Raw genomic sequence first — 20,811 nt, forward strand, 5'->3', positions numbered from 1 at the left:
GAACATGACGCCCCGAGACGGCCTCCGCATCGGAGACGCCGAACGTGACGTGGCGATGGCGGCCCTGCGCGAGCACTACGCCCAGGGCCGCCTGACCCGCGAGGAACTCGACGAGCGCCTCGAGTCGGCCCTGTCCGCGCGGACGGGCGGCGACCTCGCCGTGGTGTGCGCGGACCTGCCCGGCCTGCCCGGCCTGCCCAGTCCGCGCGACCCCGGGCCGGAGGGGTTCGAGGACACCGGGAGCCCGTGGGGCCGCGGGTGGCACGCGCACGCCTGGGGCGTCCATCATCCCGGGTTCCGGCCCGGGTCCCGATTCCGTCACCGCGCGGCCTGGCGTCACCACCACGCGGGACACCGGGGCGGGCCCCCGTTCGCTCCCGTGGTGATCCTGCTGCTGGTGGCGGGAGTGGCGATGGCCGGGGCCGGGGTGCTGAAGTTCCTCTTTCTCGCCTGGCTGGCGATGGCCGTGCTGGGCCTGCTCCGCCACAGGCGGTGGCACTCCCGGGCACGGGCCCGCCGGTTCAGCCCTCCAGGCGCTTTCTGAGCCCCCGGAGACCGGGAAGGTAGACGGAGTCGCGGAGCGTCACGATGCTCGCCTCCGCCTCGAAGACGCCCGTCCACTCGCCGAAGGCCCCGTCCCCGTCGGTGACGGGCGTCACGGTGATCGTCCCGATGTGGCCCTTCAGGCCGAAGACGGACTCCAGGGCGGCGTAGACCTGCCTGCGCGCGGCATCGTCCGGAGTGCCCGGTCGCCTGGTCTTCGACGACCAGGGATCGGGACGGAGACACTGATCGCCGCGCCCCGGAGAATCTCCTCCTTCTTCGACAAACCGGTGCCGGAGCGGTGAGAACCGTCTCGCGCTCCCCACGCGGCGGCTCGTCCTCGGCCCGGCGCGCTCGCGCACGGGGCACTCGCGGCGCGCCGGCGCCCGCGCCCCGAGGAGGGGCGCGGTGCCCGGCCTACACGTGCGGCAGGATCTCCTCGGCGATGAGGTTCAGGTGGTCGAGGTCGGCCAGGTCAAGCACCTGCAGGTAGACCCGCTCGACGCCCAGTTCGGCGAAGCGGCCGATCTTCTCGGTCACCTCGGCGGGGGTACCCGCCAGGCCCGTCGCGCGCAGCACGCCGAGGTCCTGCTCGATGCCCCCGGCCCGCCGCGCGATCTCCGCGTCGCCGGAGCCGACACAGACGGTCTGCGCGACCGAGAGCACGACCGGCTCCCTGCCCTCCGCCTCACATGCCCTGCCGACCCGGTCAAAGGCCTTCGCGGTGTCGTCCAGGGTGCGAAACGGCACGTTGTACTCGTCGGCGAACCTGGCGACCAGGCGCGGGGTGCGCGTGGCGCCGACGCCGCCGATGATGATCGGCGGCCTGGGGCTCTGCGTGGGCTTGGGCAGCGCGGGCGAGTCCGCCAGCCGGTAGTGGGCGCCTTCGAAGGAGAACGTCTCGCCCGCCGGTGTGGTCCAGAGCCCGATCAGGATCTCCAACTGCTCCTCGAACCGGCCGAACCGTTCGCCGACCGGCGGGAACGGGATGCCGTACGCGACATGCTCGGCGTCGAACCAGCCGGTGCCCAGGCCCAGCTCGACCCGGCCGCCGCTCATCTGGTCGACCTGGGCCACACTGATCGCCAGCGGCCCTGGCAGCCGGAAGGTGGCCGGGGTGACCAGAGTGCCCAGACGAATCGTGGAGGTGTCCCTGGCCAGGCCCGCCAGGGTCGTCCAGGCATCGGTGGAGCCGGCACCGGGGTCGCCCGCTCCGATCCGCATGTAGTGGTCGGAACGGAAGAAGGCGTCGAACCCCAGCCGCTCCGCGGCCAGCGCGACCGTCAGCAACTCATCGTAGGTGGCACCCTGCTGCGGTTCCGTGAAGATCCTCAACTTCATGACGACCATTATCCGGGCACTCCGGACGGCATCCGCAGAAAGCCCACGCCGCGGCCGGAACGCTTGCTAACGTTCTGCCCTTCGACGCAACGGGTAGCGGATCCGACACTCACGGCGATCACCCCTGTCGTTGAGGAAGGGGGATCACATGCCCGTGGCGACCGACCGTCCCGACACTCGCCGGGCCCGCGAGCCCGGCACCCCGCCCCGGCCCCTCGTGGTGCTCGCCTCCATCGCACTCGCCGCGGGAACCGGTGGCGCGATCTGGCTGCTGCCCCCCAGGGCGCAGGGCGAGTGGGCCGCCGTCGGCAGGCGTGCCGGGGCTGGCGCGTCCCCCTCGGGGACCGCCACCCGGCCCGCGCCCGAGCAGGCGTCCACACCGGCCGTCGTCCGCCCGTCGGGCTTCGTGGCGTTCGTGGACGCGGTCCACGACCCGCGCTTCAACCTCTCCAAGGCGGCCAGGAAGAGCCGCGTGCGCTGGTTCACGCTCGGCCACCTCACCGCCGGGCGCAGCGGCTGCGTCCCCCGCTGGGGCGGGCTCCAGGGACAGGGACGCAATCCGGTCGCCAACCGGCTCGGCCCCCTGCGCGCCGCCGGCGGGGACGCGGGCCTCGCCTTCGGCGGCCCCACCGGACGCGAACTCGCCACCGCCTGCGCGGACCTCGGCCGGCTCACCGCCGCCTACCGCCGGGCGATCGGCGCCTTCGACGCCAGGTACATCGACTTCGAGGTCCACGCCCCGGCCGGTGACGCCGCCGTGCGGCGGCGCGCCAGGGCGATCGCGGCCCTGCAGCGGCAGGCCGCCCGCGAGGGCCGCCCCCTCACGGTCAGCTTCACCCTCCCGGTCACCGGGACCGGCCTGGCCCTCGGCGACCAGGAGTTGCTCCGGGTCACCCGGGCGGAAGGCGTCGAGATCGCCACCGTCAACCTGCTCGCCCCCGTTGGCACCTCCCCCGGTTCCGGAGGCCGCCTGCACCCGATCGCCTCCGCCGTCCGCGCCGCGCATCCGCAGATAGCCCGCTCCCTGGGGGAGAGCGCCGCCTGGAACCGGATCGCCCTGACACCCGTGCTGGCCAGGTCCGGCGATCTCACCCGACTCGACGCCCGCAAACTCGCCGCCTTCACCAGCCGCAACAACCTGGCATGGCTCTCCGCCAGGGGCGCGGCCCTCGCCCCCGGCATCACCCGGTTCCTCACCGGCGCGGCACGCTAGACAATCACTCCCCCTTGGGGTTATCTATGGGGTATAACCCTTCTATAACCCTCAAGGGGAGATGTGATGCCGAAGATCAACGTCTACCTGCCGGACGAGCTGGCCGAGGCGGTCAAGAGAGCCGGCATACCGGTCTCCGCCGTGTGCCAGCGGGCACTTGAGCAGGCCGTACGGCGGGTGACCTCCATCCGCGAGACGGCGCTCAGCGCCCCCGACCTCGACGACCTGGCGGCGCGCTTCCCCCACTTCACCCCGCGGGCCCGGTCCGTGATCAAGCTGTCGGTGGAGCAGGCTCGGGCCCTGGGCGCGGCCGAGGTCGGCACCGAGCATCTGCTGGGCGGCATGCTCGTCGAGGGGAGCAATCTAGCGCTCCAGGTCCTGGGCGCCCTGGAGATCGACCCCGAGGAGGTGCGGCGCCGGCTGGACCGGCCGAGCCCCGCCGCCCCGGCCGCGGCCACCGGCGATGCCGAGCTCGCCTTCGGGGCGCCCGCGGCGGCGGCCCTGGAGATGACCGTCACCGAGGCCACCTCGCTCGGCCACAACTACATCGGCTGCGAACACCTGCTTCTCGGGCTGATCGCCGAACCGGAGGGAGTGGCCGGGCATGTCCTGCGGGAGCTGGGGGCCGAGCACCGGCTGACCCGCCGCGCGGTCGCGGCGGCCCTCGCCGGTTATGTCCACCTGCGCGCGCAGACCCAGACCGCCTCCGTCGTCCCGGCCCAGCCCGCCGACGCGGCGAGCGCACTGTCGGCGGCCGTACGCGAGGGGCTCCGTCCCGTCCTGCGCAGGCTCGACCGGCTGGAGGAGCACCTCGGCCTCACGGACGAGGCGTAGCCGGTGAGCGCGACCGTGCACGCGGTCGCAGCCGTGATCGCGCGCCTGGCCGTGGGCGTACTCGTCGGCGTACTCGTGGGCACGGGCTCGGGTGCGATCATGGGCGTGCTCTCCGGCCTGGCCGCCGGCGCGCTCGGCGCCGCAGACGTCGGCGGCCTCACCCCATCGAGGCCCTCCCCACAGACGAACGCCCCGCTCGTCCTCCTCCCGGAGGGCAGGCGGGGCGCTCTTTCATGTGTCCTCAGCCAGGCGGGATGATCACGTCGGGTCAGCCCCAATCCCACTGGACGCCGACCAGGCCGGCCTGGAGGGGGCCGGCGACGAGATGGACGGCGTGCTGGGCGTTGAGGGTGAGTTCGCCGCGATCGTGCTCGTCGGTGCCCAGGCCGCGGCGGGCGAAGCGGTGGATGCGGACCGGCAGCGCCGCGGAGTCGAAGCCGACCCGCAGCATGTACTGGCCGCTGGGAAAGCGGAAACCCCGCTCGTACTCCCGGGCCTCCGCGCCACTGGGATCGGCCATCTCGTAGCGGATCATCTGGGTCTCCCCGGTCCGCAGCGCCCGGTCGAACAGCAGCTCGGCCACCACCAGGGCGGCCGGCCCGTCGCGGCGGACCCGGCCGACGCGGCAGTCCTCCAGCGCCCGGACCCGGACCCGCTCCACGTCGCAGCCCAGGTCGCCCCAGTAGATCATGATGTAGCGGTCGGCGGCGTCCTCGTGGGCTTGCATCACCTGGAGCGTCTCGCGCCGGGTGATGCTGCGATCCGCCCCGATCCGCAGCGTCTCGTGCATCCCGACGATGTGCAGGCGCCGGTCGTCGGCCACCCCGTCCAGGCTCTCCAGCAGCGCCGACAGGGCACGGGCCGGCTCCAGAATCGACGAGTAGGACACCGCGCCCGGTGTCGGCGGGCTGCTGCGGCCGCGTGGGCGGGGCGGGCCGAGCAGTTCCATCAGCGAGCGCGGCGGCAGGATGAGGATCTCCTCCAGCGCGCGTACGGCACGCAGCGACTCGGGCCGCTCGGGACGGCGCAGGCCCTGCTGCCAGTAGCTCAGGCTCGTCGTCCCGACCCGCAGGCCGCGCTCTCCCAGGCGGTGCCGGAGCCGGTTCAGGGTCAGGCCGCGCGCCTGGACCGCGACGCGCAGCGCGACGTGAAAAGGTCCGTCGCGTAGCGCGGCCCGGAGTTCACGATCACCTGACATGTGTGAATGTTCACAGATTTTCACCACGCTGTCACCGCGGGGCGGCGCCCTTGTGGCGTGCTCCACGTCCACGTTCACACCACCCCTGCCGGGTGATCGGCCGTGTCTTGCCCGGCCGCTGTGTCGAGCCGACCATCCTTTCAACAGCACCGGCTTCTCCCCCCAGGAGCTCGACATGCCCTACCTCTCGCCCGGCAGGTTCCGGCGCACGGCCCTCGCGCTCGTGTTGACGACCGCGGCCTGGCTGGTGCCGCCCACCCTCGGCGCCCATGCCGCGGCCGCCTACCGCCTCAACATCACCATGCAGGCCCAGCAGTACACCAACTGGTGCTGGGCGGCCGCCGGCAACACCGTGGCCGCCTACTACGGCTACAACTACAGCCAGAACCAGTTCTGCAACCTGGCTTTCAACCGCTCGATGAACTCCAGCTGCCCCAACAACCAGGCCACCCTGGCCAACGACCAGAACGCCTTCCGCCAGATCGGCATCTCGCCCGGCAACTATGTCTACGACTACCTGACCTACAACGCGGTGATCAGGGAGATGAACGCCAACCGGCCGGTGCTGACCCGGATCCAGTGGTCCTCCGGCGGCGGGCACATGCACACCATCTATGGCTACGACCAGAGCGGGTCATGGGTCTACTGGGGTGATCCCTGGCAGTCGAGCTCCCGCTACAACTGGGCGAGCTACAACTACTACGTCGGCAACGGGTCCTTCTCCTGGACCCACTCCCTCAACTACATCGGCGCGTGAGGAGGCTCCTATGAAGCGCATCACAACGGTTCTCGCCCTGGCCGGATCCCTCCTGCTCGCCCCCTCCCTCGCCCACGCGGCCGCCGGCGACCCCACCCCCCAGAGCCCGGCCGAGACCGCGGCCCTGCAGGCCGTACCACCCGGGGCCGGCGACGGAGCGGCCGCCCACGCCGCCGCCTCGGCCCCGGGCGTCCAGCAGACGCTCGGCAGGTTCTTCGCCACCAAGGGAGCCCCGCCCGGGGCCGACACCAGCGCGGTGGCGCCGATCACCGCGAAGGTGACCGAGCAGACCGTGGCCGTCAACCACCTCAATCCCGCCTTCGTCGCCGGCCAGTCGGCGGAGGTCTCCCGGTTCGCGTTCTTCGCCACCCAGGCCGACGCGGCCGACGGCCAGACCGCCTCGATCTGGACGACCCGCTCGCGGACCGGCGGCTGGCAGGTCAGCAACATCGCCAGCGGCAACGACGAGCAGCGCTACGCCGCACAGCCGGGCACGGTCTTCCTCGAACCGCAGATCAACGCCTGGTACGCGCTCAGGGACGGCCGGGTCGTCCCGCTCAACACCGAGGCGACAACCTCCGTCGGGGCGCGCGGCGTGCCGCTGGCGGACTACCAGAAGCTGGTCTCGGGTCGCTACGGCGACAAACTGCCCGGCTCCGCGTACGCCCGCAACGGCACGGCCGGCGGCTACGGGCCCGGAGCTTCCGCCGACGGCGGGACACCGCCCGCACAGGGAGGCGCCCCGCTCGGCTGGGTGGTGGCCGCGGGAGTGCTGCTCGCCGGAGGGTTCGCCGCCTGGGTCACGGGCCGGTTGGGCGGACACCCGCTCCGCCGCCGCACCTCCCGGATCTGAGCTGCACGCTCGTCACCGGACGCCCGGCCCGCGAGGCCGGGCGTTCCGTGCCGTTCCAGCGGTTGACCAGCGGGCCCGAGCCCGTGGAGCGGCGCACGATCACTCGGGCTGGAACATCAGCTAGATGTGCCCGCTGTGGCTGCCGTTGATCTCCTCCGGGAGGAGCGCCACGGCGACACGAGGCCCCGGGCACGACATCCCATCAGAGATCAACCCTCCCGCCTACCGGCCAGGGGCACGGTCCGACCTTAGGGCTCAACAGCCCGGGGACAATCAGTGCTCACCTGGCGGAGGCTTACCGAATCGAGTCCGCCTGACCAGGCAAACCGCTCTCGATTCACCCCCATTAGAGCCTAGATCGACCCTTTGGCCAGCAGCGCGACGCACTCCACGTGGTGGGTCATCGGGACCACATCGAATTCACATCGTCGCAGCTCAAAGCTAGGTAACCGATCCACGATCAGCCCCCGTGCGCATCTGATGCGCATCTATCTGCGACCACGCCGCCTCGATCTCCCCGTGCGCGCCGGGAGCGAGATGGGCGTACCGAAGAGTCGTCTGGTACGAAGCGTGACCGAGCAGGTCCTTCACCCGATACAGGTCGACCCCCTGCTGCACGAGCCAGCTGGCCGCCGTGTGCCGGCAGTCGTGCGGGTCGTAGCGCGGCACTGGCTCGACCCGCTGTTCCTTCGGCACCCCCCGGTTCGCCTCACGGATCTTCTCGTTCGCGCTATCGATCGCCTCGTACCAGACGACCCGCCAGTTCGCCCCCGACAACAACGCCCGCTCCTCAGCCCCCGGCGACCGACGCCGGGTGACGAAGAGAAACGCGTCCCGGCCCCGCTCTCCCAGCAGGGGCGCCATCCGGTCCAGCACCCATCGCGGCACCGGCACCTCCCGGCGCGAAGAGGAGTTCTTCGGATACTCCTTCCACTTCCCGTGCTGGCTGACCACGCCGCGGATCGAGACCTTTCCTCGAAGCCAGTCGACCGGGTTACCCGTGTCGTCGGCGCGCTCAGCCCCGCAGACGCCAGCGGCCTCGCCCCACCGAGGTCCGGCGTAGCACATGAGGTCGGTCATCACCCCGTGTCCCTCGGGCAGCTGCTCGACGATCGCGGCAACCTGTGCGGGAGTGAACCACGACGGCAGCTTGGCCACCGTCGCGGGCAGGACCACCCGCTGGCACGGCGACGCCGGGATGACCCCCTCCAAGGCAGCGTCCCCGAGCATGCTCGCCAGCAGGTTGTAACTCCGTCGGATCGCATACCGGCCGTCACCCCGCTTCTCCATCTTCCGCACCCACTCCTGGACGTTGATGCGGCCGATGTCGCCCATCCGCCACTCCTTCCAGTGCGGCAGGATCCGCAGCCGGAACTGAGCGTCGTCTCCGCGGCGGGTCTCATCCTCTACAACGCGGGCCGCCCACCAGGTGTCGTACCACTCCCCCACCGTGATCCGACCAGCGCGCGGGTTGACCTTGTGGCCTTGAGCAATCTTCGCTTCCTGCTCCTTCGCCCAGTTCTGGACGACGGACTTCAGCTTGTGGGATTCGGTGATGCGTCTACCGCCCGGCAGGTCCACGGTGGCCTGCCACAGACCAGAGGGCAGACGTCGATATCTGGCCATGTCGGCCTCCAGCTATCGGGAGTGAGGGAGGGGAGGACATCGATTATGCGAAATTGCGGCCGATCTCGTCGGAGGCCCGCATGAGCAGGGCGGGCAGCTCAGGCCGCATCAGGGAATGATCCACGAGCAGGTCTACGACATTGCCGCGAACATCGGCATACAGGAGGTCACGGCCCGCCCCGATGTCCGAGACTCGGTGGATACGGAGATCGAACACGGGGCGACGGTTGGGTTGGGTGAACCATTGCCGCCCCGTGAGGAGCCTCTCGCCCACGCGGCCGAGCTCGGCCGCGAGAGGCTCCTCAAGGAGACCATCATCCACGAATACGGTGATATCTCCCTTTACGGCATGAACTATTACTGGCTGCACGCCAGGAATAATTTTGCGCGACAAAAGACAATACGTAACTTTTCCGGGCACTCGCGTCACCGCCACGACATTGTGGTTGAACTGAATGTCCAATCTGTCGCGCAACACAATGTGTTGTCTGCCAGAGCAGCCACCGAGTAAGCGGAATGTATCCAACAAGTTACTAACTGTCCTTGTTAGCCAGACGCCGAGCCATCTCCGCCGCCATCTCCGCGACCAGCCGCCGACCCGCCTCATCCAGCCCCGCCGGAGCCGGAATCACGATCACATCCCCGCCGGCCAGCTCGACACGAGCCGCCTCACCCTCCAGACCGGGCCACCGCGCCGCGGCCAGGCGGCGGATGCTGGTCAGGTGCCGGCGGTAGGCGTCCTCGTACGCTTCCGTGCCGTCCTCGGCCTCGCCGCGCGCCATCCCCGCAGCCAGAGCGCGTAGACGCCACTCCTCTGGCCGTCCGGTGCGCTCCTCGGTCAGGTCGATCAGCCACTGTCTGCGCAGCCGGCCATCGCTCTGCGGATCGCGGGAACGCAGCTCCAGCTGGCGGAAAGACTCAGGCCCCCCGCCCCGGCCTGGCCTGCTCTCCAGGTAGCTCAACACGTAGGTGGCGAGGCTCTCTCGAGCCTCGCCTGACTGCTGTGGTTGCGACGGCATCTCGTCGCCTCTCTGTCGCCCTCGCCTGGTCTGTCGTCCGTCTCGGACACCAGATGTCAACTGCCTGTGTAGTCCTGAGACAGCCAGACAACAATATGAAGCAATGAAAGCAGATCGAGTAAGCCACATACGGAATCGCTGGACAACCGAATCCGGCAGCACCTAAAGTGTCTGCGTGCCCAGACAACACTAGGAGCGTCAAGACATGGCACGACGACCCACGATGATCCTCCGCAGCAGCGCCGCCCTCCGGCAGGCCATGCAGGCGGCAGGTCACGACACCGTGAGCCTCGCATCCCAGGTCAAGAGGTCCAAGTCGCTGATCGGGTACCTGTACTCCGGCACCCGAACCTCCACCAGCGAGGAGACAGCCCACGCGATCGAGGACACCCTCAGCGTGGACCGAGAGACACTTTTCCGCCCATTTATGTCTGCGTCTTCAGACACCAAAGGAGAGGACATGGAGACCCTGCTCAAGCCCAAGGACGCCGCCGGCCAGCTCGGCTGTTCCGAGTCGCACGTCCGCCGCCTCATGGCCGCTGGCGAGCTCGCCTTCAGCGACATCGCCATGCCCGGCGCCCGCAGATCGAAGATGCGCGTCCCGTCGACCTCCGTCCTCGACTACATGCGCCGCCAGGCCCAGCCTCACCCGACCCGCACCGCCTAACCCGAACAGAAGGAATCCCATGTCCCACCAGCCCACTCCCCTCCTCACCGGCGCGGAAGTCGCCCGGATGTTCCGCGTCGATCCCAAGACCGTAACCAGGTGGGCCGACCGCGGCCGCCTCAGCTTCATCCGCACCCTCGGCGGACACCGCCGGTACCGGGAGCCCGAGGTGCAGGCGCTGCTCCGCGGCGAGCAGCCCGGAGGCCAGGCATGAGCACCTCCCTAATCACCGTGCGCCTGCCGCGCCTCATGCTCGACCTGCTCGTGCCCGAGGGCTCGACCTTCGCCGAGGCGTGGGTCGTCCTGCTGGGTGACCGCGAGCAGACCGGCACCACGTCCGACGGGCGGCCGGTGTACGGCGCCGTCACCAGCTGGTCCCCGGTCCTGCCGCTGCCTGATGAGGCCGAGGCGACCGCGTTCGCCCTGCGGATGGGCGAGTCGTCGCTCGGTGGCATCGAGCCCGACGATTGGATCTGGTCGCCGGTCAGCGACGAGTGCCCCGCCCTGGTGGAGCTCTACGGCGTCGTCGACGGGCACGACGAGCAGACCGAGGTGGCCATCGCGCCGCTGACGGCGCTGCTCGCCGGCGAGCCCCAGGACGGGGGCCAGTCGTGAGCGCCCCCGCCCTGGAGGCCGTCACGAAGCTGGCCGCCCGCCAGGTCCTGGCCGGCGCCGCCGACGTGCTGGACCGCGACTACCCGGCCGCCCGGCTGACGGCGGTGACGCTGACCGGAGCTCTCCGCCAGGCCGCGCTGCACCTGCTGCCCGACGCGGCCATGAGCGACATCTACCAGCTGGCGTACGACGCCGGCGACGTGCTGGGCGCACACCTCCGCAGCCGGGGCGCCGACCCGGCCTTGCTGCTGGAGCGGTGGTCGACGCCGCACGCGACCGCCGAGGTCATCGAGGACCTGCGCGCCGCCGCCAACACCACCACCGAGAGCGGAGACCAGGCATGACCACCACCGCCACCCTCACCGTGACCGCCCTGCAGCAGTGCGCCACCCGCGTCCTGGCCACCCTGCTCGGCGAGGAACTGCCCGCCGCAAGCTGGACCGTGACGCCGTACATCATCGACGCGCCTGAGCTTTCCGGGCAGCTCGACAGTTACCACCGCTCGCTCGCCGACAGGCGCACCGAGATCGAGGCGTGGGGCAACGCCCTGGGGACACCCCCCGTGCTGCGGCGGCTCCAGGCCCCCTCGTCGACGCACGCCGGGAGCCTCCGGGTCCTCGCCGAGCGCGCCGGCGTACAGGTCGACGTGTGGGTTGCCCTCACCGCTGAGGACCTCGCCGAGCTCGACACCGAGCAGGTCCCGGCGGTGTCCGGTGGCTGAGATCCGCATCCCCACCGGCCCTATCGAGCACGAGCCGTGGGACGCGATCCGCACCTCCCCCGGTGAGTCCCTGACCGCCGCCTGCCGCACCGCCCTGCTGGTCGAGATGGGCGGCATGGAGGTCGGCAGCTGGGATGACGAGCTTCTGGGCTGGCTCGCGAACCAGGACCCGTCCGTCGTCGCCACGGTGTGCTCCTGGCTGCGGCGGGTTCGCACCCTCCCGCCCCCGAGCGCACCGACCGTGCGCGGCGGCCCCGAGCTCGACGACGCCACCGAGGCCGAGTACCGCGCCGAGCAGGCCGACTACACCCCCAAGGAGCAGTCGTGAGCACGTACCCCTACCAGGTCGGCGAGACCATCGACCTCACTCTCCGCGGCGCCCGGATCACCGAGGTCGGCACCAACTACGTCGACATCGAGCTGGCCGACGGCGAGGAGATGTGTATCCAGCCGCACGCCGAGGGCGTCGAGATCCGCCGTCTCGCGGACGGTGCCCAGTGACCATCACCGCACCTGCTGCCCGCCGCGTCACCCCGACCGCCCGCCTCATCCTCCCCGCCTCCGCCGACCGCGCCGACTGGCTCGCCGCCCGCCGCCTCGGCATCGGCAGCTCCGACGTCGCCGACCTCCTCGAAGTCGGCTACAAGACCCCCTCGCACGTCTACTACGACAAGCGCGGCATGCCCCTCGAAGACGAGGCAGGCGAGCCCGCCCTGTGGGGCAACCTGCACGAGGAGACCGTCGCCCGCGAGTGGGCCCGCCGCAACCGCTCGGTGGTGCGCCGGGTCGGCCTGGTCGCCCACGACGAGCAGCCGTGGATGATGTGCACCCTCGACCGCCGCGTCACCGAGTGCCCGCTGAACCGCGACCAGCACGAGCAGTGCGCTCTCGAGGTCAAGACCCGCAACGCCTGGGTCGCCTCGAAGTGGCGCCGCGCCGTCCCTGACGACGTCCTGGCCCAGACCCTCTGGCAGATCCGCGTCACCGGCTACGACCACATCCACGTCGCCGTCCTGATCGGCGGGTCCGATTACCGGCAGTCCGTCGTGCGTCGCAAGGGCAACGAGCAGTTGATCGCCGACATCGCCACGGTGGCCGGCCAGATGTGGCAGCGCATCAAGGACGGCACCCCGCCGCCGCCGTCGGGCAACCCTGACCGGCTGGTCGAGCTGTGGGACCAGCTCAACCCGACCCGCGAGGGCGTGGCCGACCTGGACGCCACCGACGCTCACGAGCAGCTGCTGGCCTACGAGTCCGGGCGCCTGCGCGAGAAGGCCGGCAAGGCCGAGAAGGACGCAGCCAAGGCCAACCTCGTGGCCCTGCTCGGCGGCGCCGAGATGGGCGCGTTCGGCAACGACTACGCCTACGGCTACAAGGCCAACTCCAGGCAGTCGGTCGACATGAACCGGCTGGCCGAGGAGTTCCCCGACGCCTACGAGGCGTGCGTGAGGGAGACGACCTCGCGCCGCCTGGACATCGCCAAGGACTACCGCCTGACGGAGGCACTGTGACCAGCCTGCAGGAGCGCGCCGCACAGATGGCCCGCACCACCGACCAGCCCGCCGAGCCGCCGTCGGCCGCGCGGCCGGACTACGACGAGCCGCGCGTGGACGAGCCACTGCCCGACATCGACGTCGAGGTGCCCGAGGGCGGCCCCGCCCAGGTGCCCGTGCACGTCGCATGGGCGAACGTGATGGGCCAGGTCCGCGCGGTGGCCAAGGAGGACAAGGTTACCGAGGGCCCCCGCTTCGTTTATCGCGGCGTGGACCGCGCACTGAACGTCTTCGGCCCCGTCTGCCGGGCGCACGGCGTGCTCGTACTGCCCCACCGAGTGGAAGCGGCCTATCGGGACACGAAGACGTCCACGGGTAAGCCCACCCGCGAGTGCACCGTGCTGGTCACCTACCGGATCTACGGGCCGATGGGCGACCACCTGGAGACGCAGGCCGCAGGCGAGTCGCTGGACACCGGCGATAAAGGCTCGGCGAAAGCGCAGGCGGTCGCGCTGCGGACGCTGCTGTTCCACGCCGGGCTGGTGCCGACGCAGGACCCGGACCCGGACTCTCACAACATCGAGCGCGGCGAGGCCGTAGTGCGGTCAGCGGCCTCCTACGTCGAGGAGATCTGCAACCCGCGCACCAGCGTGCAGCGCCTGCTCCAGATCAAGTACGAGCTGACACAGACCGGCCAGATGGGCGCGCTCGTCACGAACGAGACCGGCGATGACGAGCAGATCGGCGCGATGGTCAACCGCATCGGCAAGGAACGATCCACGGGCGGTGCCCAGTGACCGGCCCCGACCTGTACCGGGAGGCGCTCCGGCTCCGGCAGGAGGCGCGCGACCACTTCGAGTTCCCGTCCGAGGCGTACGCCCAGGCCATGGCCGAGGCACAGATGCTCATGACGGGCGCCCTGGCCGCCGCGACCGCGCTGACCGGCGACCGGGCCTCCTACACCGACGAGCCGGAGATCCGGGCATGGCACGCCGCCGCCGGGACTAAGGGCGGTGAGGTGCCCGATGCCTCATGACCTGCGGGCCCGGACGCTGGCCTACCTGCGATCCGGCGCCGTCCGGGTCTACCGCGCCGAACCGCCGCGCGGCATGGGTCCGGTGCCTCCGGAGTACGTCGAGGCGCTCGTCGTCGGTTTCAAGTCCGACTACCGGGTCCGGCTGGAGCGGGGCCGTTGGGTCTGCTCTTGCCAGGAGGCGCAGTGCCCGCACATCGCCAGCGTGCAGATGTGCACCGGCCATGACTCGCCGGTCCGGCCCGCCGCGAAGACCACCGCCGCCCATGGGAGGGCCTGATGGCGCATCGCAAGAGCCGCACCCGCGCGAGGCACGGCAAGCGGCCATCCCTGAACCCGGCCGAGGTGGCGCTGGTCGCCCTGGCCGTGCTGGTCACCGTCGTCGTCCTGATCGCCTACTACGCCCGCTGAGCAGTCCCCGCCGTCGCTTACACGGCGGGGACCACCCGAGGAGGATCCCATGCAGCACGATCACATCCCTACCCGGCTCGCCTTCCGCGGGCGCCCCGAAGTGCGGCCCGCAAGGCTGCGGATCGGCGACGACCCGATCGGCGGCCTCGCCCTGGTCGGCGAGGCGCTGACCGTGGAGACCGACCTCACCCTCGACGCCGCCCGGGACGTTCGCGCGGCGCTGGACGAGCTGATCGCCGACCTGGAGCGGGCGGCGGCGCGGGGCATCGCCCGCGAGCCCAAGCCGCTGCACACCGACGCGTCGCGGGCGGTGCCGCAGTGATGGCCACCACCGCACAGATCGAGGCGGCAGCCCGCGGCGACCGCTTCCAGACGTGGGGCGTCCCGCGCACCACCGACGCCCGCGGCACCGCCCTCCTGTCCCTGCTGCACGGTGGCGCCACCTACGCCGCGATCGAGCGGGAGGAGCGCTGGCACGCCGCCCGTCTCGCCCGCCCGCACGGCGTGGACGTCCTCGACGCGCTCGACCTCACCGATGTCCCCGCCAGCCCCGAGGGCTGGTGCACCTGCCCGACCCCCATGGAGACCTCATGATCCACATCACCGCTCGCCTGCACCAGGACGACAACGGTGCCGCGCACGTCGCGATCTACGCCACCGACCCCGACCACGCCGCCAGCTCCGAGCCCAGCCCGTTCCCCTGCGGCGTCCTCACCATGAGCCCGGCGGCCGGCGCCGAGCTCGTCGCCCGCGTCCAGGCCGGGGAGTCGGAGCAGACCATCACTCCCGAGCAGGCCGCCCACGTGCTCTGGCACTTCGACGCGACGGGCGGCATGGAGCCCGGCAGCTTCACGCAGGCGCTCATCACCACGATCGCCTCCGCCGACCGCACCAACATGCTCCGGATGGCCGCGATCTACCCCGGCTACGTCGGCGCCTGCAACCTCGCCCAGAACCACGAGGACGGCATCCGCGTCCTGCAAGGGCTGGCCCGGCAGATGCTCGTGCCAGCACCCCAGGACGGCGGTGAGCACCGTGGCTGACCACCGCAAGCTCACCCAGGCCGAGCTCCTCACCGAGGCCGCCGAGCGCTTCGGCAAGGACCCGATGGGCTGGGCGTTCCAGTGCCCGAACTGCGATGACATCGCCACCGGCCAGGACTTCAAGACCGCGCTGGCCGAACACCCGCGCAAGCACCGCGGCGGGGACAAGGCCGTGGCGTCCGACCTGATCGGTCAGGAGTGCATCGGCCGCACCCTCCCCAAGGATGGGCGGGGCTGCGACTGGGCGGCGTACGGCCTGCTTCGCGGGCCGTGGGAGATCGCCCTGCCGGACGGCCGGAGCATGTGGTGCTTCCCGCTCGCGCCCGCCGCAGCCGTGAAGTCCCCCTGCTGCCGCTGCGACCCCGCCAGGTGCGCCACGGACGACAGCGGCGAGCACTGCGCAGACCAGGCGTGCGGCCGGTGCCTCCACGGCTGTCCCGCGGCCGACGAGGCTCAGTGCTGCCTCGCCGCTGAGGGGGGCGCCCCGTGAAGCGCCTGATCGCGTGCCTGCGCCGGGGGCACTGGCCGCAGCTCCACCGGGGCCTCGGGATCGTCCTGTGCCTCCGGTGTGAGCCCTGCCTGGTCTGCACGTCGACCCGGCTGTCCTGCATCGGACACTGCACCTCGGAGCGGCTCTCATGACGCGGCGACCACACGACGCGATCGTGCTCCGCGGCGATGCCCGCCAGCTCCCGCTCCCCGACGCGAGTGTGGACCTCATCGTCACCTCGCCGCCCTACTGGAGCCTCCGCGACTACCGCGACGGCGAGGCCTCGCTCGCCGGCCAGATCGGCAACGAACCCACCCCGCAGGAGTACATTGCCGCCCTGCTCGACTGCACCGCCGAGTGGGCGCGCGTCCTCAAGCCCGAGGGGTCGATCTTCGTCAACCTCGGCGACAAGTACGCCAACCGCACCCGCGGCGCCTGGCGCGGCTCCTCCGATGGGCACACCTGGCGAGCCGACAGCCCCCGCTACATCCGACCGAAGGACTTCCCCGAGAAGTCCCTCCTGCTGTTGCCCGAGCGGTACCGCATCGGCGCCGTCGACCAGCTCGGCCTGATCGCCCGCGCGGTCATCATCTGGGACAAGCCCAACGGTCTTCCCGAGTCCGTCACCGACCGGGTCCGGCGCTCCCATGAGGACTGGGTGCACCTGACCAAGCTGCCCCGCTACTACTCCGCGATCGACGAGATCCGCAACCCGGTCAGCGACTACACCCGCAAGCCGGGCGCCCGCCGATCCACTCCGCCCGGGCAGCGCCGGCGGGCCATGGCCGACACCGTCAACCCGCTCGGCTCCCTGCCCAGCAGCGTGTGGGAAATCCCCACCGAGCCATTCAAGGTTCCGGCCGCGCTCGGCGTCGACCACTTCGCCGCGTTCCCCACCGCATGGCCACGCCGCATCATCCGCGGCTGGTCCCCGACCGGCATCTGTACCGAATGCGGCGAAGGCCGACGGCCGGTCAGCGCTGTCACAGCTATCGATGACCGTCCTGGGCGAGTCCAGGGCCGTGCCCATGACGCCCTCGTCGGCGCTCATGGCAGCGACGGGCGAGCAGGCAGCCGACGCTCCCGGGTCTCCACCGTCACTGGCTACGCCTGCGCCTGCCCCGAACCGACCGCGCCCACCCGGCCCGCGGTCGTGCTCGACCCGTTCGGCGGCACCGGCACCACGGCTCTGGTCGCCTCGACGCTCGGACGCCGCGGCGTCACCGTCGACCGGTCCGCGGCCTACTGCCGCATCGCGACCTGGCGCACCACCAACCGCGGGGAACGTGCGCGAGCGCTCGGACTCCCCAGGCCGCCAGCCGAACCCGAAGGTCACCCGCGTCTCTTCGAGGCGACGTCATGACCGAGGAGCAGCTGGCCGCCCAGCTCGCCGCCGTCGTCACCCCGCAGCGCCTGTGGGACGAGCTCGACACCCGCCGGCGGGCGCTGCGCCTGGCCTGGTGGCAGGTCGCCGTCCAGGCCGACGTGAGCGAGCCGTCCCTGCGGGCCCTGAAGTACGGCCAGCGGAGCGCGTACGAGCGGGCGCGGGCCTGGCTGGAGCGGTCGCGCGAGTGAAAGACGCCGCGTCAGGAGGCGGTGGGCTGCCGAGCGGCGGCCCGCCCCTCCCCGACGGGCGAAAACAGGCCCCGCTTCCGGAGGCCCAGCAAGAGCACTACCAGCACAAGGGAGACGCCGTCGTGGCGCAGAGAACGATCAAGCCGGGGACCCCGGCACGCCAGTGGTACACCCACCGCTCGGCGGTGAAGTGATGGCGCGCAACCACGGGCGGATCTTCTCGTCCATCTGGACCGACGACGACTTCCGCCAGCTGACACCCGACCCGCAGCGCTTCTACATGTTCCTGATCAGCCAGCCCAACCTCAACCATGCCGGGCTCATCCCGATGACCCTGCGCCGGTGGGCCGGTTCGGCGTCCGGCCTCACTGTGCCCGACGTCCAGCACTCCCTGAAGCAGCTGGAGGTCGCCCGGTTCGTCGTCGTCGACGAAGACGTGGAAGAGGTCCTCGTTCGCAGCCTGGTGCGCAATGACGGCATCTGGAAGCAGCCGAAGGTCATGCTCGCGATGGAGAGCGCCGCCCGGGAGATCACTTCTCCGGTGCTCCAGGCCGCTCTCGTGGCCGAGCTGGACCGGATCGACGTGACGCTGCTGTCCGACGAGCCGCCAAAGTCGGGAGAGTCCGCGAGGGTCGTCGTCTCGGGGGTGATCGAGCGGCTACGGGAAGCCTTCGCGAAGGCTACGGCAGGGGTATCGGGAAGGGTATCGGGAACCCTTTCCGAACCCTCTGCGGATGCCTCTTCGGACCCTTTTCCCGACCCTCCTTCTGGGGCTCCAGGTCCGGAGGGTTCCGTCACCACCGACCCCACCGCCGATCGCACCCCCAATAAGGGAGAAGCCCCAGGTCAGGACGGATTCTGTCCCTCCTGCGGGAAGGGTATCGGGAAGGGTATCGGGAACCCCCATGCGTGCGCGCACGCGCGTTCCCCTGCCCCTACCCCTACCCCTGCCCCTATTCCGCCTTCGGCGGGCGCTGTCGCGCCGCGCCCCGCCGCCGACGCCCCGGTCACCGCGCAGACCCTCATCGGCGAGTGGATCGACCGGTGCCCCAAGCGGCCACCCGGCACCGTCATCGGCCAGGTCTCCAAACACGTCAAGGCGATGCTCGACGAAGGCATCGCACCCGACGACATACGCCGCGGCTTCGCCCTCTGGATGTCGAAGGGGCTCAACCCCTCGACCCTGCCCAGCGTGGTCAACGAGGTCATGAACTCCGCCCTGGCCACCTCCGGCCCAGCTCAGCCCTCCCGCAACAAAAAGATCATCAGCGCCGCCATGGAGCGCGCCATGGCCGCCGAAGCCGCCCAAGCCGCCGGGCGCGCGCCCGCCGAGCGAACGATCGTCAGAGGAGAAATCGCATCATGATGCCCACCGAAGCGGTCCTCGTGACCAACCGCGTCACCGACCTCTGGCCCCAACAGCGCATGGAGGACGGCACCCCCGACGCCTGGTACGCCGCCGCCCTGCACGCCGTCGACCTCCACGACGCGCTCACGGCCCTCAACAACCTCGCGGGTGTGAACACCTTTGTGTCCCTCGCCGAGATCCTCGCCGAGGTCCGCCGCATCCGAGAACTGCGCATCGCCCGCCACCCGATGCCCGCGCCGCCGGCCGAACTCACCGACAACGAGGGCGCCTACCGCGACCGTGTGAAGGAGTCCACGAAGCAGCTGGCGGACGGCCTCGATGTCGGCAAGGTGCTCGCCATCGGCTCCGGCGCCCAGCCCGGCGAGGAGTACAACCGGGCGCGCGGCCTCGACCGCCACCCGCTTCGCCTCGCCGCGAAGAAGGTCGTCTGCCCCTGGCCCGCCTGCCGCGCCGCCATCGGCAGCGCCTGCGTCAGCGCCTCCGGCCGCCGCCTCGACCAGCCCGCCCACGACGCCCGCCTGGTCGCCGCTGAGCTGGCCGACTGGGTCGAGGTCTCCGACGGCGTCTCCCGGGCCGTGCTGCGTGGCGAGGACGTCGCGTGATGACCGCCGATCCCGACATCAGCGCCGAGTGGACCACCCTCCGCACCGGCCTGACCCGCATGCTCCAACCCCACGTCCAAGATGCCGTCCGCGACGACCTCGTGAAGCGCATCGTCGCCGAACTGGTGAACGGACCCGGCTGGAGACCGCCGATCAAGGCGCTGCCCGCCGTGATCCGCGACGCCCGCGTCCACCGCTACCTCACCGCCGACCAGGAGAACCCGTCATGACCGACTTCACGCCCTGCGGAAACCCCGACCACCCCCGCCCGACACGCGCCATCGTCCGCATGTCCTGGCCCGACAGCCGGTTCCGGCCCACCACCGCCTGCATCGGCGACATGGAGGTCCACGTCCGCGCCTCGATCGACGAAGGGCACGCCGTGCTCGTCCAGCCCGTCACGCCCAGGCCGCGCAGGCGCCAGGGCAGCACCTACCTGGTCTGGTCGAACGAGCAGCGCTCCTGGTGGGGGCCGGGCGGGGCCAACTACACCGGCGACGTCTGGGCCGCCGGCCGCTACGACGAGGCCGAAGCGACCAAGGCGTGCGGCATGCGGACCTGGTCTCAGGGATCCCCGCCGCCCGAGGTGATGGTCCTCGCCCCGGAGAACGACTGCAGCGCGTTCACCCTTGACGACATCCGCGCCGTGCCGGACCTGATGCGGGATCGCATCGCCGAGGCAACCCGTAGCGCCGTCGCTGAGCGCGAGGCCGCCCAGCAGGCGCCCGCCGAGGACGGGCCGTGAGGTGCCTGCTCCGCCACCGCTGGCTCACCGTCGAGGCGATCGGCCGAGTGATCACCCAGCGGTGCAGCCGCTGCGGCACCACCCGAACCCGAGTCACCTGACCAGCGGAACCCCTGACCAGCCGAACGCCACACAGGCCCCACACGGCCCCCAGAGCCCCCAGGACGCTCCAGCGCCCCACCGCCGATATCCCGGGCATCCCCCACACCGCACAAGCCATCTCAGAGCCTCGCCGACAAGGAGAGCCGCCACCGTGACCACGTACCTCGCCCACCTCAACTGCAACCCGCTCCACCTCGCCCGAACCCTCCACCGCGCCGGACTCAACCCCAGCCCGCCACGAGCGCACGGACCCGCTGGCATCGCCGTCGTCCTCGGCAACCGGGCCGGGTCCGTCATCGTCACCCAGGCCCACACCGACGGCGCCGACTGGCTGCACGCCTCCATCGCCTGGGCCGACCACATCCCCACCTACGACGACCTCGTCACCCTCAAGACCGGCGTGTTCGGCGACCGCCGCGAGGCATACCAGGTCTTCCCGGCCAAGCAGCGGCACATCAGCATCCACGCCCACGCCCTGCACCTGTGGGGCCGCGCCGACGGCGCACCTGTCCTGCCCGACTTCGGCGCCGCAGGAACGATCTGAGCCCGCCGCGCGACCTA

The 20,811-nt window shown here is 71.2% G+C and carries 35 protein-coding genes; 30 read left to right on the forward strand and 5 right to left on the reverse strand.

Annotated elements, in window-relative coordinates; translation table 11 throughout:
* Positions 1 to 4 precede the first annotated feature (4 nt).
* Positions 5 to 544 (forward strand): DUF1707 SHOCT-like domain-containing protein, encoded by a 540-nt coding sequence (locus ABT061_RS15555; protein WP_350917142.1) that lies wholly within the window; start codon positions 5 to 7, stop codon positions 542 to 544.
* On the opposite strand, the gene ABT061_RS15560 is transcribed toward ABT061_RS15555, so the two are convergent.
* The gene (locus tag ABT061_RS15560) at positions 522 to 869 is read right to left on the reverse strand and encodes an SRPBCC family protein (RefSeq protein WP_350917144.1); all 348 of its coding nucleotides are present in this window, start codon (positions 867 to 869) and stop codon (positions 522 to 524) included. The two genes, ABT061_RS15555 and ABT061_RS15560, sit on opposite strands and share 23 nt — an antisense overlap.
* Before the next feature lie 91 nt (positions 870 to 960).
* Positions 961 to 1,884 (reverse strand): LLM class F420-dependent oxidoreductase, encoded by a 924-nt coding sequence (locus ABT061_RS15565; protein ID WP_350917147.1) that lies wholly within the window; start codon positions 1,882 to 1,884, stop codon positions 961 to 963.
* A 148-nt stretch (positions 1,885 to 2,032) separates the two neighbouring features.
* On the opposite strand from ABT061_RS15565, the gene ABT061_RS15570 reads away from it, so the two are divergent.
* The 3 genes from ABT061_RS15570 (at position 2,033) to ABT061_RS15580 (ending at position 4,189) form a co-directional block, all read left to right on the forward strand.
* Complete coding sequence (locus ABT061_RS15570) at positions 2,033 to 3,097, forward strand: glycoside hydrolase family 18 protein (protein ID WP_350917150.1); 1,065 nt, start codon at positions 2,033 to 2,035, stop codon at positions 3,095 to 3,097.
* A gap of 66 nt (positions 3,098 to 3,163) precedes the next feature.
* A complete protein-coding gene (locus ABT061_RS15575; protein WP_350917153.1) occupies positions 3,164 to 3,931 on the forward strand; it encodes a Clp protease N-terminal domain-containing protein in 768 nt (255 codons plus the stop codon).
* A gap of 3 nt (positions 3,932 to 3,934) precedes the next feature.
* Positions 3,935 to 4,189 (forward strand): hypothetical protein, encoded by a 255-nt coding sequence (locus ABT061_RS15580; RefSeq protein ID WP_350917156.1) that lies wholly within the window; start codon positions 3,935 to 3,937, stop codon positions 4,187 to 4,189.
* A 10-nt stretch (positions 4,190 to 4,199) separates the two neighbouring features.
* Here ABT061_RS15580 and ABT061_RS15585 read toward each other — a convergent pair whose 3' ends face one another.
* Positions 4,200 to 5,129: a hypothetical protein gene (locus ABT061_RS15585; protein ID WP_350917159.1), complete on the reverse strand. Its 930-nt coding sequence runs from the start codon at positions 5,127 to 5,129 to the stop codon at positions 4,200 to 4,202.
* Between the two features lie 175 nt (positions 5,130 to 5,304).
* Between ABT061_RS15585 and ABT061_RS15590 the strand changes: the two genes are divergently transcribed.
* Entirely contained in the window at positions 5,305 to 5,886 is a 582-nt protein-coding gene (locus ABT061_RS15590; RefSeq protein WP_350917162.1) for a papain-like cysteine protease family protein, read from the forward strand.
* Positions 5,887 to 5,896: 10 nt separating this feature from the next.
* On the forward strand, positions 5,897 to 6,739 hold the full coding sequence (locus ABT061_RS15595) for a hypothetical protein (protein WP_350917165.1): 843 nt from the start codon (positions 5,897 to 5,899) through the stop codon (positions 6,737 to 6,739).
* Between the two features lie 441 nt (positions 6,740 to 7,180).
* Here the strand turns inward: ABT061_RS15595 and ABT061_RS15600 are convergent, their stop codons facing one another.
* A complete protein-coding gene (locus ABT061_RS15600) occupies positions 7,181 to 8,365 on the reverse strand; it encodes a tyrosine-type recombinase/integrase (protein WP_350917168.1) in 1,185 nt (394 codons plus the stop codon).
* Positions 8,366 to 8,480: 115 nt separating this feature from the next.
* Between ABT061_RS15600 and ABT061_RS15605 the strand changes: the two genes are divergently transcribed.
* Complete coding sequence (locus ABT061_RS15605) at positions 8,481 to 8,876, forward strand: hypothetical protein (RefSeq protein ID WP_350917171.1); 396 nt, start codon at positions 8,481 to 8,483, stop codon at positions 8,874 to 8,876.
* 22 nt (positions 8,877 to 8,898) lie between these two features.
* Here ABT061_RS15605 and ABT061_RS15610 read toward each other — a convergent pair whose 3' ends face one another.
* Positions 8,899 to 9,384: a hypothetical protein gene (locus tag ABT061_RS15610; protein ID WP_350917174.1), complete on the reverse strand. Its 486-nt coding sequence runs from the start codon at positions 9,382 to 9,384 to the stop codon at positions 8,899 to 8,901.
* Between the two features lie 205 nt (positions 9,385 to 9,589).
* Between ABT061_RS15610 and ABT061_RS15615 the strand changes: the two genes are divergently transcribed.
* The 23 genes from ABT061_RS15615 (at position 9,590) to ABT061_RS15725 (ending at position 20,794) form a co-directional block, all read left to right on the forward strand.
* The gene (locus ABT061_RS15615) at positions 9,590 to 10,051 is read left to right on the forward strand and encodes a helix-turn-helix domain-containing protein (protein WP_350917177.1); all 462 of its coding nucleotides are present in this window, start codon (positions 9,590 to 9,592) and stop codon (positions 10,049 to 10,051) included.
* 19 nt (positions 10,052 to 10,070) lie between these two features.
* On the forward strand, positions 10,071 to 10,265 hold the full coding sequence (locus tag ABT061_RS15620) for a BldC family transcriptional regulator (RefSeq protein ID WP_350917180.1): 195 nt from the start codon (positions 10,071 to 10,073) through the stop codon (positions 10,263 to 10,265).
* Positions 10,262 to 10,666 carry a hypothetical protein gene (locus ABT061_RS15625; protein WP_350917183.1) on the forward strand — a complete coding sequence of 135 codons (405 nt, stop codon included), beginning with the start codon at positions 10,262 to 10,264 and terminating at the stop codon, positions 10,664 to 10,666. Before ABT061_RS15620 ends, ABT061_RS15625 begins: the two co-directional genes overlap by 4 nt.
* Complete coding sequence (locus tag ABT061_RS15630; RefSeq protein ID WP_350917186.1) at positions 10,663 to 11,010, forward strand: hypothetical protein; 348 nt, start codon at positions 10,663 to 10,665, stop codon at positions 11,008 to 11,010. Before ABT061_RS15625 ends, ABT061_RS15630 begins: the two co-directional genes overlap by 4 nt.
* Entirely contained in the window at positions 11,007 to 11,387 is a 381-nt protein-coding gene (locus tag ABT061_RS15635; RefSeq protein ID WP_350917189.1) for a hypothetical protein, read from the forward strand. The genes ABT061_RS15630 and ABT061_RS15635 overlap by 4 nt, the downstream gene beginning before the upstream one ends.
* A complete protein-coding gene (locus tag ABT061_RS15640; protein WP_350917191.1) occupies positions 11,380 to 11,715 on the forward strand; it encodes a hypothetical protein in 336 nt (111 codons plus the stop codon). The genes ABT061_RS15635 and ABT061_RS15640 overlap by 8 nt, the downstream gene beginning before the upstream one ends.
* Positions 11,712 to 11,888: a hypothetical protein gene (locus tag ABT061_RS15645; RefSeq protein WP_350917194.1), complete on the forward strand. Its 177-nt coding sequence runs from the start codon at positions 11,712 to 11,714 to the stop codon at positions 11,886 to 11,888. Before ABT061_RS15640 ends, ABT061_RS15645 begins: the two co-directional genes overlap by 4 nt.
* Entirely contained in the window at positions 11,885 to 12,898 is a 1,014-nt protein-coding gene (locus tag ABT061_RS15650) for a YqaJ viral recombinase family nuclease (protein ID WP_350917197.1), read from the forward strand. The genes ABT061_RS15645 and ABT061_RS15650 overlap by 4 nt, the downstream gene beginning before the upstream one ends.
* Entirely contained in the window at positions 12,895 to 13,677 is a 783-nt protein-coding gene (locus ABT061_RS15655) for an ERF family protein (RefSeq protein WP_350917200.1), read from the forward strand. Before ABT061_RS15650 ends, ABT061_RS15655 begins: the two co-directional genes overlap by 4 nt.
* The gene (locus ABT061_RS15660; RefSeq protein ID WP_350917203.1) at positions 13,674 to 13,916 is read left to right on the forward strand and encodes a hypothetical protein; all 243 of its coding nucleotides are present in this window, start codon (positions 13,674 to 13,676) and stop codon (positions 13,914 to 13,916) included. The genes ABT061_RS15655 and ABT061_RS15660 overlap by 4 nt, the downstream gene beginning before the upstream one ends.
* On the forward strand, positions 13,906 to 14,193 hold the full coding sequence (locus ABT061_RS15665; RefSeq protein WP_350917206.1) for a hypothetical protein: 288 nt from the start codon (positions 13,906 to 13,908) through the stop codon (positions 14,191 to 14,193). The genes ABT061_RS15660 and ABT061_RS15665 overlap by 11 nt, the downstream gene beginning before the upstream one ends.
* Positions 14,193 to 14,324 (forward strand): hypothetical protein, encoded by a 132-nt coding sequence (locus ABT061_RS15670; RefSeq protein ID WP_350917209.1) that lies wholly within the window; start codon positions 14,193 to 14,195, stop codon positions 14,322 to 14,324. Before ABT061_RS15665 ends, ABT061_RS15670 begins: the two co-directional genes overlap by 1 nt.
* A 49-nt stretch (positions 14,325 to 14,373) precedes the next feature.
* Complete coding sequence (locus ABT061_RS15675) at positions 14,374 to 14,646, forward strand: hypothetical protein (protein WP_350917212.1); 273 nt, start codon at positions 14,374 to 14,376, stop codon at positions 14,644 to 14,646.
* Positions 14,646 to 14,918 carry a hypothetical protein gene (locus ABT061_RS15680; RefSeq protein ID WP_350917215.1) on the forward strand — a complete coding sequence of 91 codons (273 nt, stop codon included), beginning with the start codon at positions 14,646 to 14,648 and terminating at the stop codon, positions 14,916 to 14,918. The genes ABT061_RS15675 and ABT061_RS15680 overlap by 1 nt, the downstream gene beginning before the upstream one ends.
* Complete coding sequence (locus ABT061_RS15685) at positions 14,915 to 15,367, forward strand: hypothetical protein (protein WP_350917218.1); 453 nt, start codon at positions 14,915 to 14,917, stop codon at positions 15,365 to 15,367. Before ABT061_RS15680 ends, ABT061_RS15685 begins: the two co-directional genes overlap by 4 nt.
* Positions 15,351 to 15,857, forward strand: coding sequence for a VVA0879 family protein (locus ABT061_RS15690; protein ID WP_350917221.1), 507 nt, complete (start codon positions 15,351 to 15,353; stop codon positions 15,855 to 15,857). Before ABT061_RS15685 ends, ABT061_RS15690 begins: the two co-directional genes overlap by 17 nt.
* Before the next feature lie 148 nt (positions 15,858 to 16,005).
* Positions 16,006 to 17,220, forward strand: a complete 1,215-nt coding sequence (locus ABT061_RS15695) for a DNA-methyltransferase (RefSeq protein ID WP_350917224.1) — start codon at positions 16,006 to 16,008, stop codon at positions 17,218 to 17,220.
* A complete protein-coding gene (locus tag ABT061_RS15700; protein ID WP_350917227.1) occupies positions 17,217 to 17,432 on the forward strand; it encodes a hypothetical protein in 216 nt (71 codons plus the stop codon). Before ABT061_RS15695 ends, ABT061_RS15700 begins: the two co-directional genes overlap by 4 nt.
* 193 nt (positions 17,433 to 17,625) lie before the next feature.
* Entirely contained in the window at positions 17,626 to 18,798 is a 1,173-nt protein-coding gene (locus ABT061_RS15705) for a hypothetical protein (protein WP_350917230.1), read from the forward strand.
* Positions 18,795 to 19,403 carry a zinc finger domain-containing protein gene (locus tag ABT061_RS15710; RefSeq protein WP_350917232.1) on the forward strand — a complete coding sequence of 203 codons (609 nt, stop codon included), beginning with the start codon at positions 18,795 to 18,797 and terminating at the stop codon, positions 19,401 to 19,403. Before ABT061_RS15705 ends, ABT061_RS15710 begins: the two co-directional genes overlap by 4 nt.
* Complete coding sequence (locus ABT061_RS15715; protein ID WP_350917235.1) at positions 19,403 to 19,633, forward strand: hypothetical protein; 231 nt, start codon at positions 19,403 to 19,405, stop codon at positions 19,631 to 19,633. The genes ABT061_RS15710 and ABT061_RS15715 overlap by 1 nt, the downstream gene beginning before the upstream one ends.
* On the forward strand, positions 19,630 to 20,148 hold the full coding sequence (locus ABT061_RS15720; protein WP_350917238.1) for a hypothetical protein: 519 nt from the start codon (positions 19,630 to 19,632) through the stop codon (positions 20,146 to 20,148). Before ABT061_RS15715 ends, ABT061_RS15720 begins: the two co-directional genes overlap by 4 nt.
* Positions 20,149 to 20,401: 253 nt before the next feature.
* Positions 20,402 to 20,794, forward strand: coding sequence for a DUF7694 domain-containing protein (locus ABT061_RS15725; protein ID WP_350917241.1), 393 nt, complete (start codon positions 20,402 to 20,404; stop codon positions 20,792 to 20,794).
* Positions 20,795 to 20,811: the final 17 nt, after the last annotated feature.

The sequence above is a fragment of the Streptosporangium sp. NPDC002544 genome (assembly GCF_040295965.1).
Lineage (GTDB): Bacteria > Actinomycetota > Actinomycetes > Streptosporangiales > Streptosporangiaceae > Streptosporangium.

Excerpts from the sequence above, each read along its gene's own strand:
- ABT061_RS15555 (WP_350917142.1), top strand. The coding sequence starts at position 5 with ATGACGCCCCGAGACGGCCTCCGCATCGGAGACGCCGAACGTGACGTG.
- ABT061_RS15565 (WP_350917147.1), bottom strand. The coding sequence starts at position 1,884 with ATGAAGTTGAGGATCTTCACGGAACCGCAGCAGGGTGCCACCTACGAT.
- ABT061_RS15570 (WP_350917150.1), top strand. The coding sequence starts at position 2,033 with ATGCCCGTGGCGACCGACCGTCCCGACACTCGCCGGGCCCGCGAGCCC.
- ABT061_RS15575 (WP_350917153.1), top strand. The coding sequence starts at position 3,164 with ATGCCGAAGATCAACGTCTACCTGCCGGACGAGCTGGCCGAGGCGGTC.
- ABT061_RS15585 (WP_350917159.1), bottom strand. The coding sequence starts at position 5,129 with ATGTCAGGTGATCGTGAACTCCGGGCCGCGCTACGCGACGGACCTTTT.
- ABT061_RS15590 (WP_350917162.1), top strand. The coding sequence starts at position 5,305 with ATGCCCTACCTCTCGCCCGGCAGGTTCCGGCGCACGGCCCTCGCGCTC.
- ABT061_RS15595 (WP_350917165.1), top strand. The coding sequence starts at position 5,897 with ATGAAGCGCATCACAACGGTTCTCGCCCTGGCCGGATCCCTCCTGCTC.
- ABT061_RS15600 (WP_350917168.1), bottom strand. The coding sequence starts at position 8,365 with ATGGCCAGATATCGACGTCTGCCCTCTGGTCTGTGGCAGGCCACCGTG.
- ABT061_RS15605 (WP_350917171.1), top strand. The coding sequence starts at position 8,481 with ATGATCCACGAGCAGGTCTACGACATTGCCGCGAACATCGGCATACAG.
- ABT061_RS15610 (WP_350917174.1), bottom strand. The coding sequence starts at position 9,384 with ATGCCGTCGCAACCACAGCAGTCAGGCGAGGCTCGAGAGAGCCTCGCC.
- ABT061_RS15615 (WP_350917177.1), top strand. The coding sequence starts at position 9,590 with ATGGCACGACGACCCACGATGATCCTCCGCAGCAGCGCCGCCCTCCGG.
- ABT061_RS15620 (WP_350917180.1), top strand. The coding sequence starts at position 10,071 with ATGTCCCACCAGCCCACTCCCCTCCTCACCGGCGCGGAAGTCGCCCGG.
- ABT061_RS15625 (WP_350917183.1), top strand. The coding sequence starts at position 10,262 with ATGAGCACCTCCCTAATCACCGTGCGCCTGCCGCGCCTCATGCTCGAC.
- ABT061_RS15635 (WP_350917189.1), top strand. The coding sequence starts at position 11,007 with ATGACCACCACCGCCACCCTCACCGTGACCGCCCTGCAGCAGTGCGCC.
- ABT061_RS15665 (WP_350917206.1), top strand. The coding sequence starts at position 13,906 with ATGCCTCATGACCTGCGGGCCCGGACGCTGGCCTACCTGCGATCCGGC.
- ABT061_RS15670 (WP_350917209.1), top strand. The coding sequence starts at position 14,193 with ATGGCGCATCGCAAGAGCCGCACCCGCGCGAGGCACGGCAAGCGGCCA.
- ABT061_RS15675 (WP_350917212.1), top strand. The coding sequence starts at position 14,374 with ATGCAGCACGATCACATCCCTACCCGGCTCGCCTTCCGCGGGCGCCCC.
- ABT061_RS15680 (WP_350917215.1), top strand. The coding sequence starts at position 14,646 with ATGGCCACCACCGCACAGATCGAGGCGGCAGCCCGCGGCGACCGCTTC.
- ABT061_RS15685 (WP_350917218.1), top strand. The coding sequence starts at position 14,915 with ATGATCCACATCACCGCTCGCCTGCACCAGGACGACAACGGTGCCGCG.
- ABT061_RS15695 (WP_350917224.1), top strand. The coding sequence starts at position 16,006 with ATGACGCGGCGACCACACGACGCGATCGTGCTCCGCGGCGATGCCCGC.
- ABT061_RS15700 (WP_350917227.1), top strand. The coding sequence starts at position 17,217 with ATGACCGAGGAGCAGCTGGCCGCCCAGCTCGCCGCCGTCGTCACCCCG.
- ABT061_RS15705 (WP_350917230.1), top strand. The coding sequence starts at position 17,626 with ATGGCGCGCAACCACGGGCGGATCTTCTCGTCCATCTGGACCGACGAC.
- ABT061_RS15710 (WP_350917232.1), top strand. The coding sequence starts at position 18,795 with ATGATGCCCACCGAAGCGGTCCTCGTGACCAACCGCGTCACCGACCTC.
- ABT061_RS15715 (WP_350917235.1), top strand. The coding sequence starts at position 19,403 with ATGACCGCCGATCCCGACATCAGCGCCGAGTGGACCACCCTCCGCACC.
- ABT061_RS15720 (WP_350917238.1), top strand. The coding sequence starts at position 19,630 with ATGACCGACTTCACGCCCTGCGGAAACCCCGACCACCCCCGCCCGACA.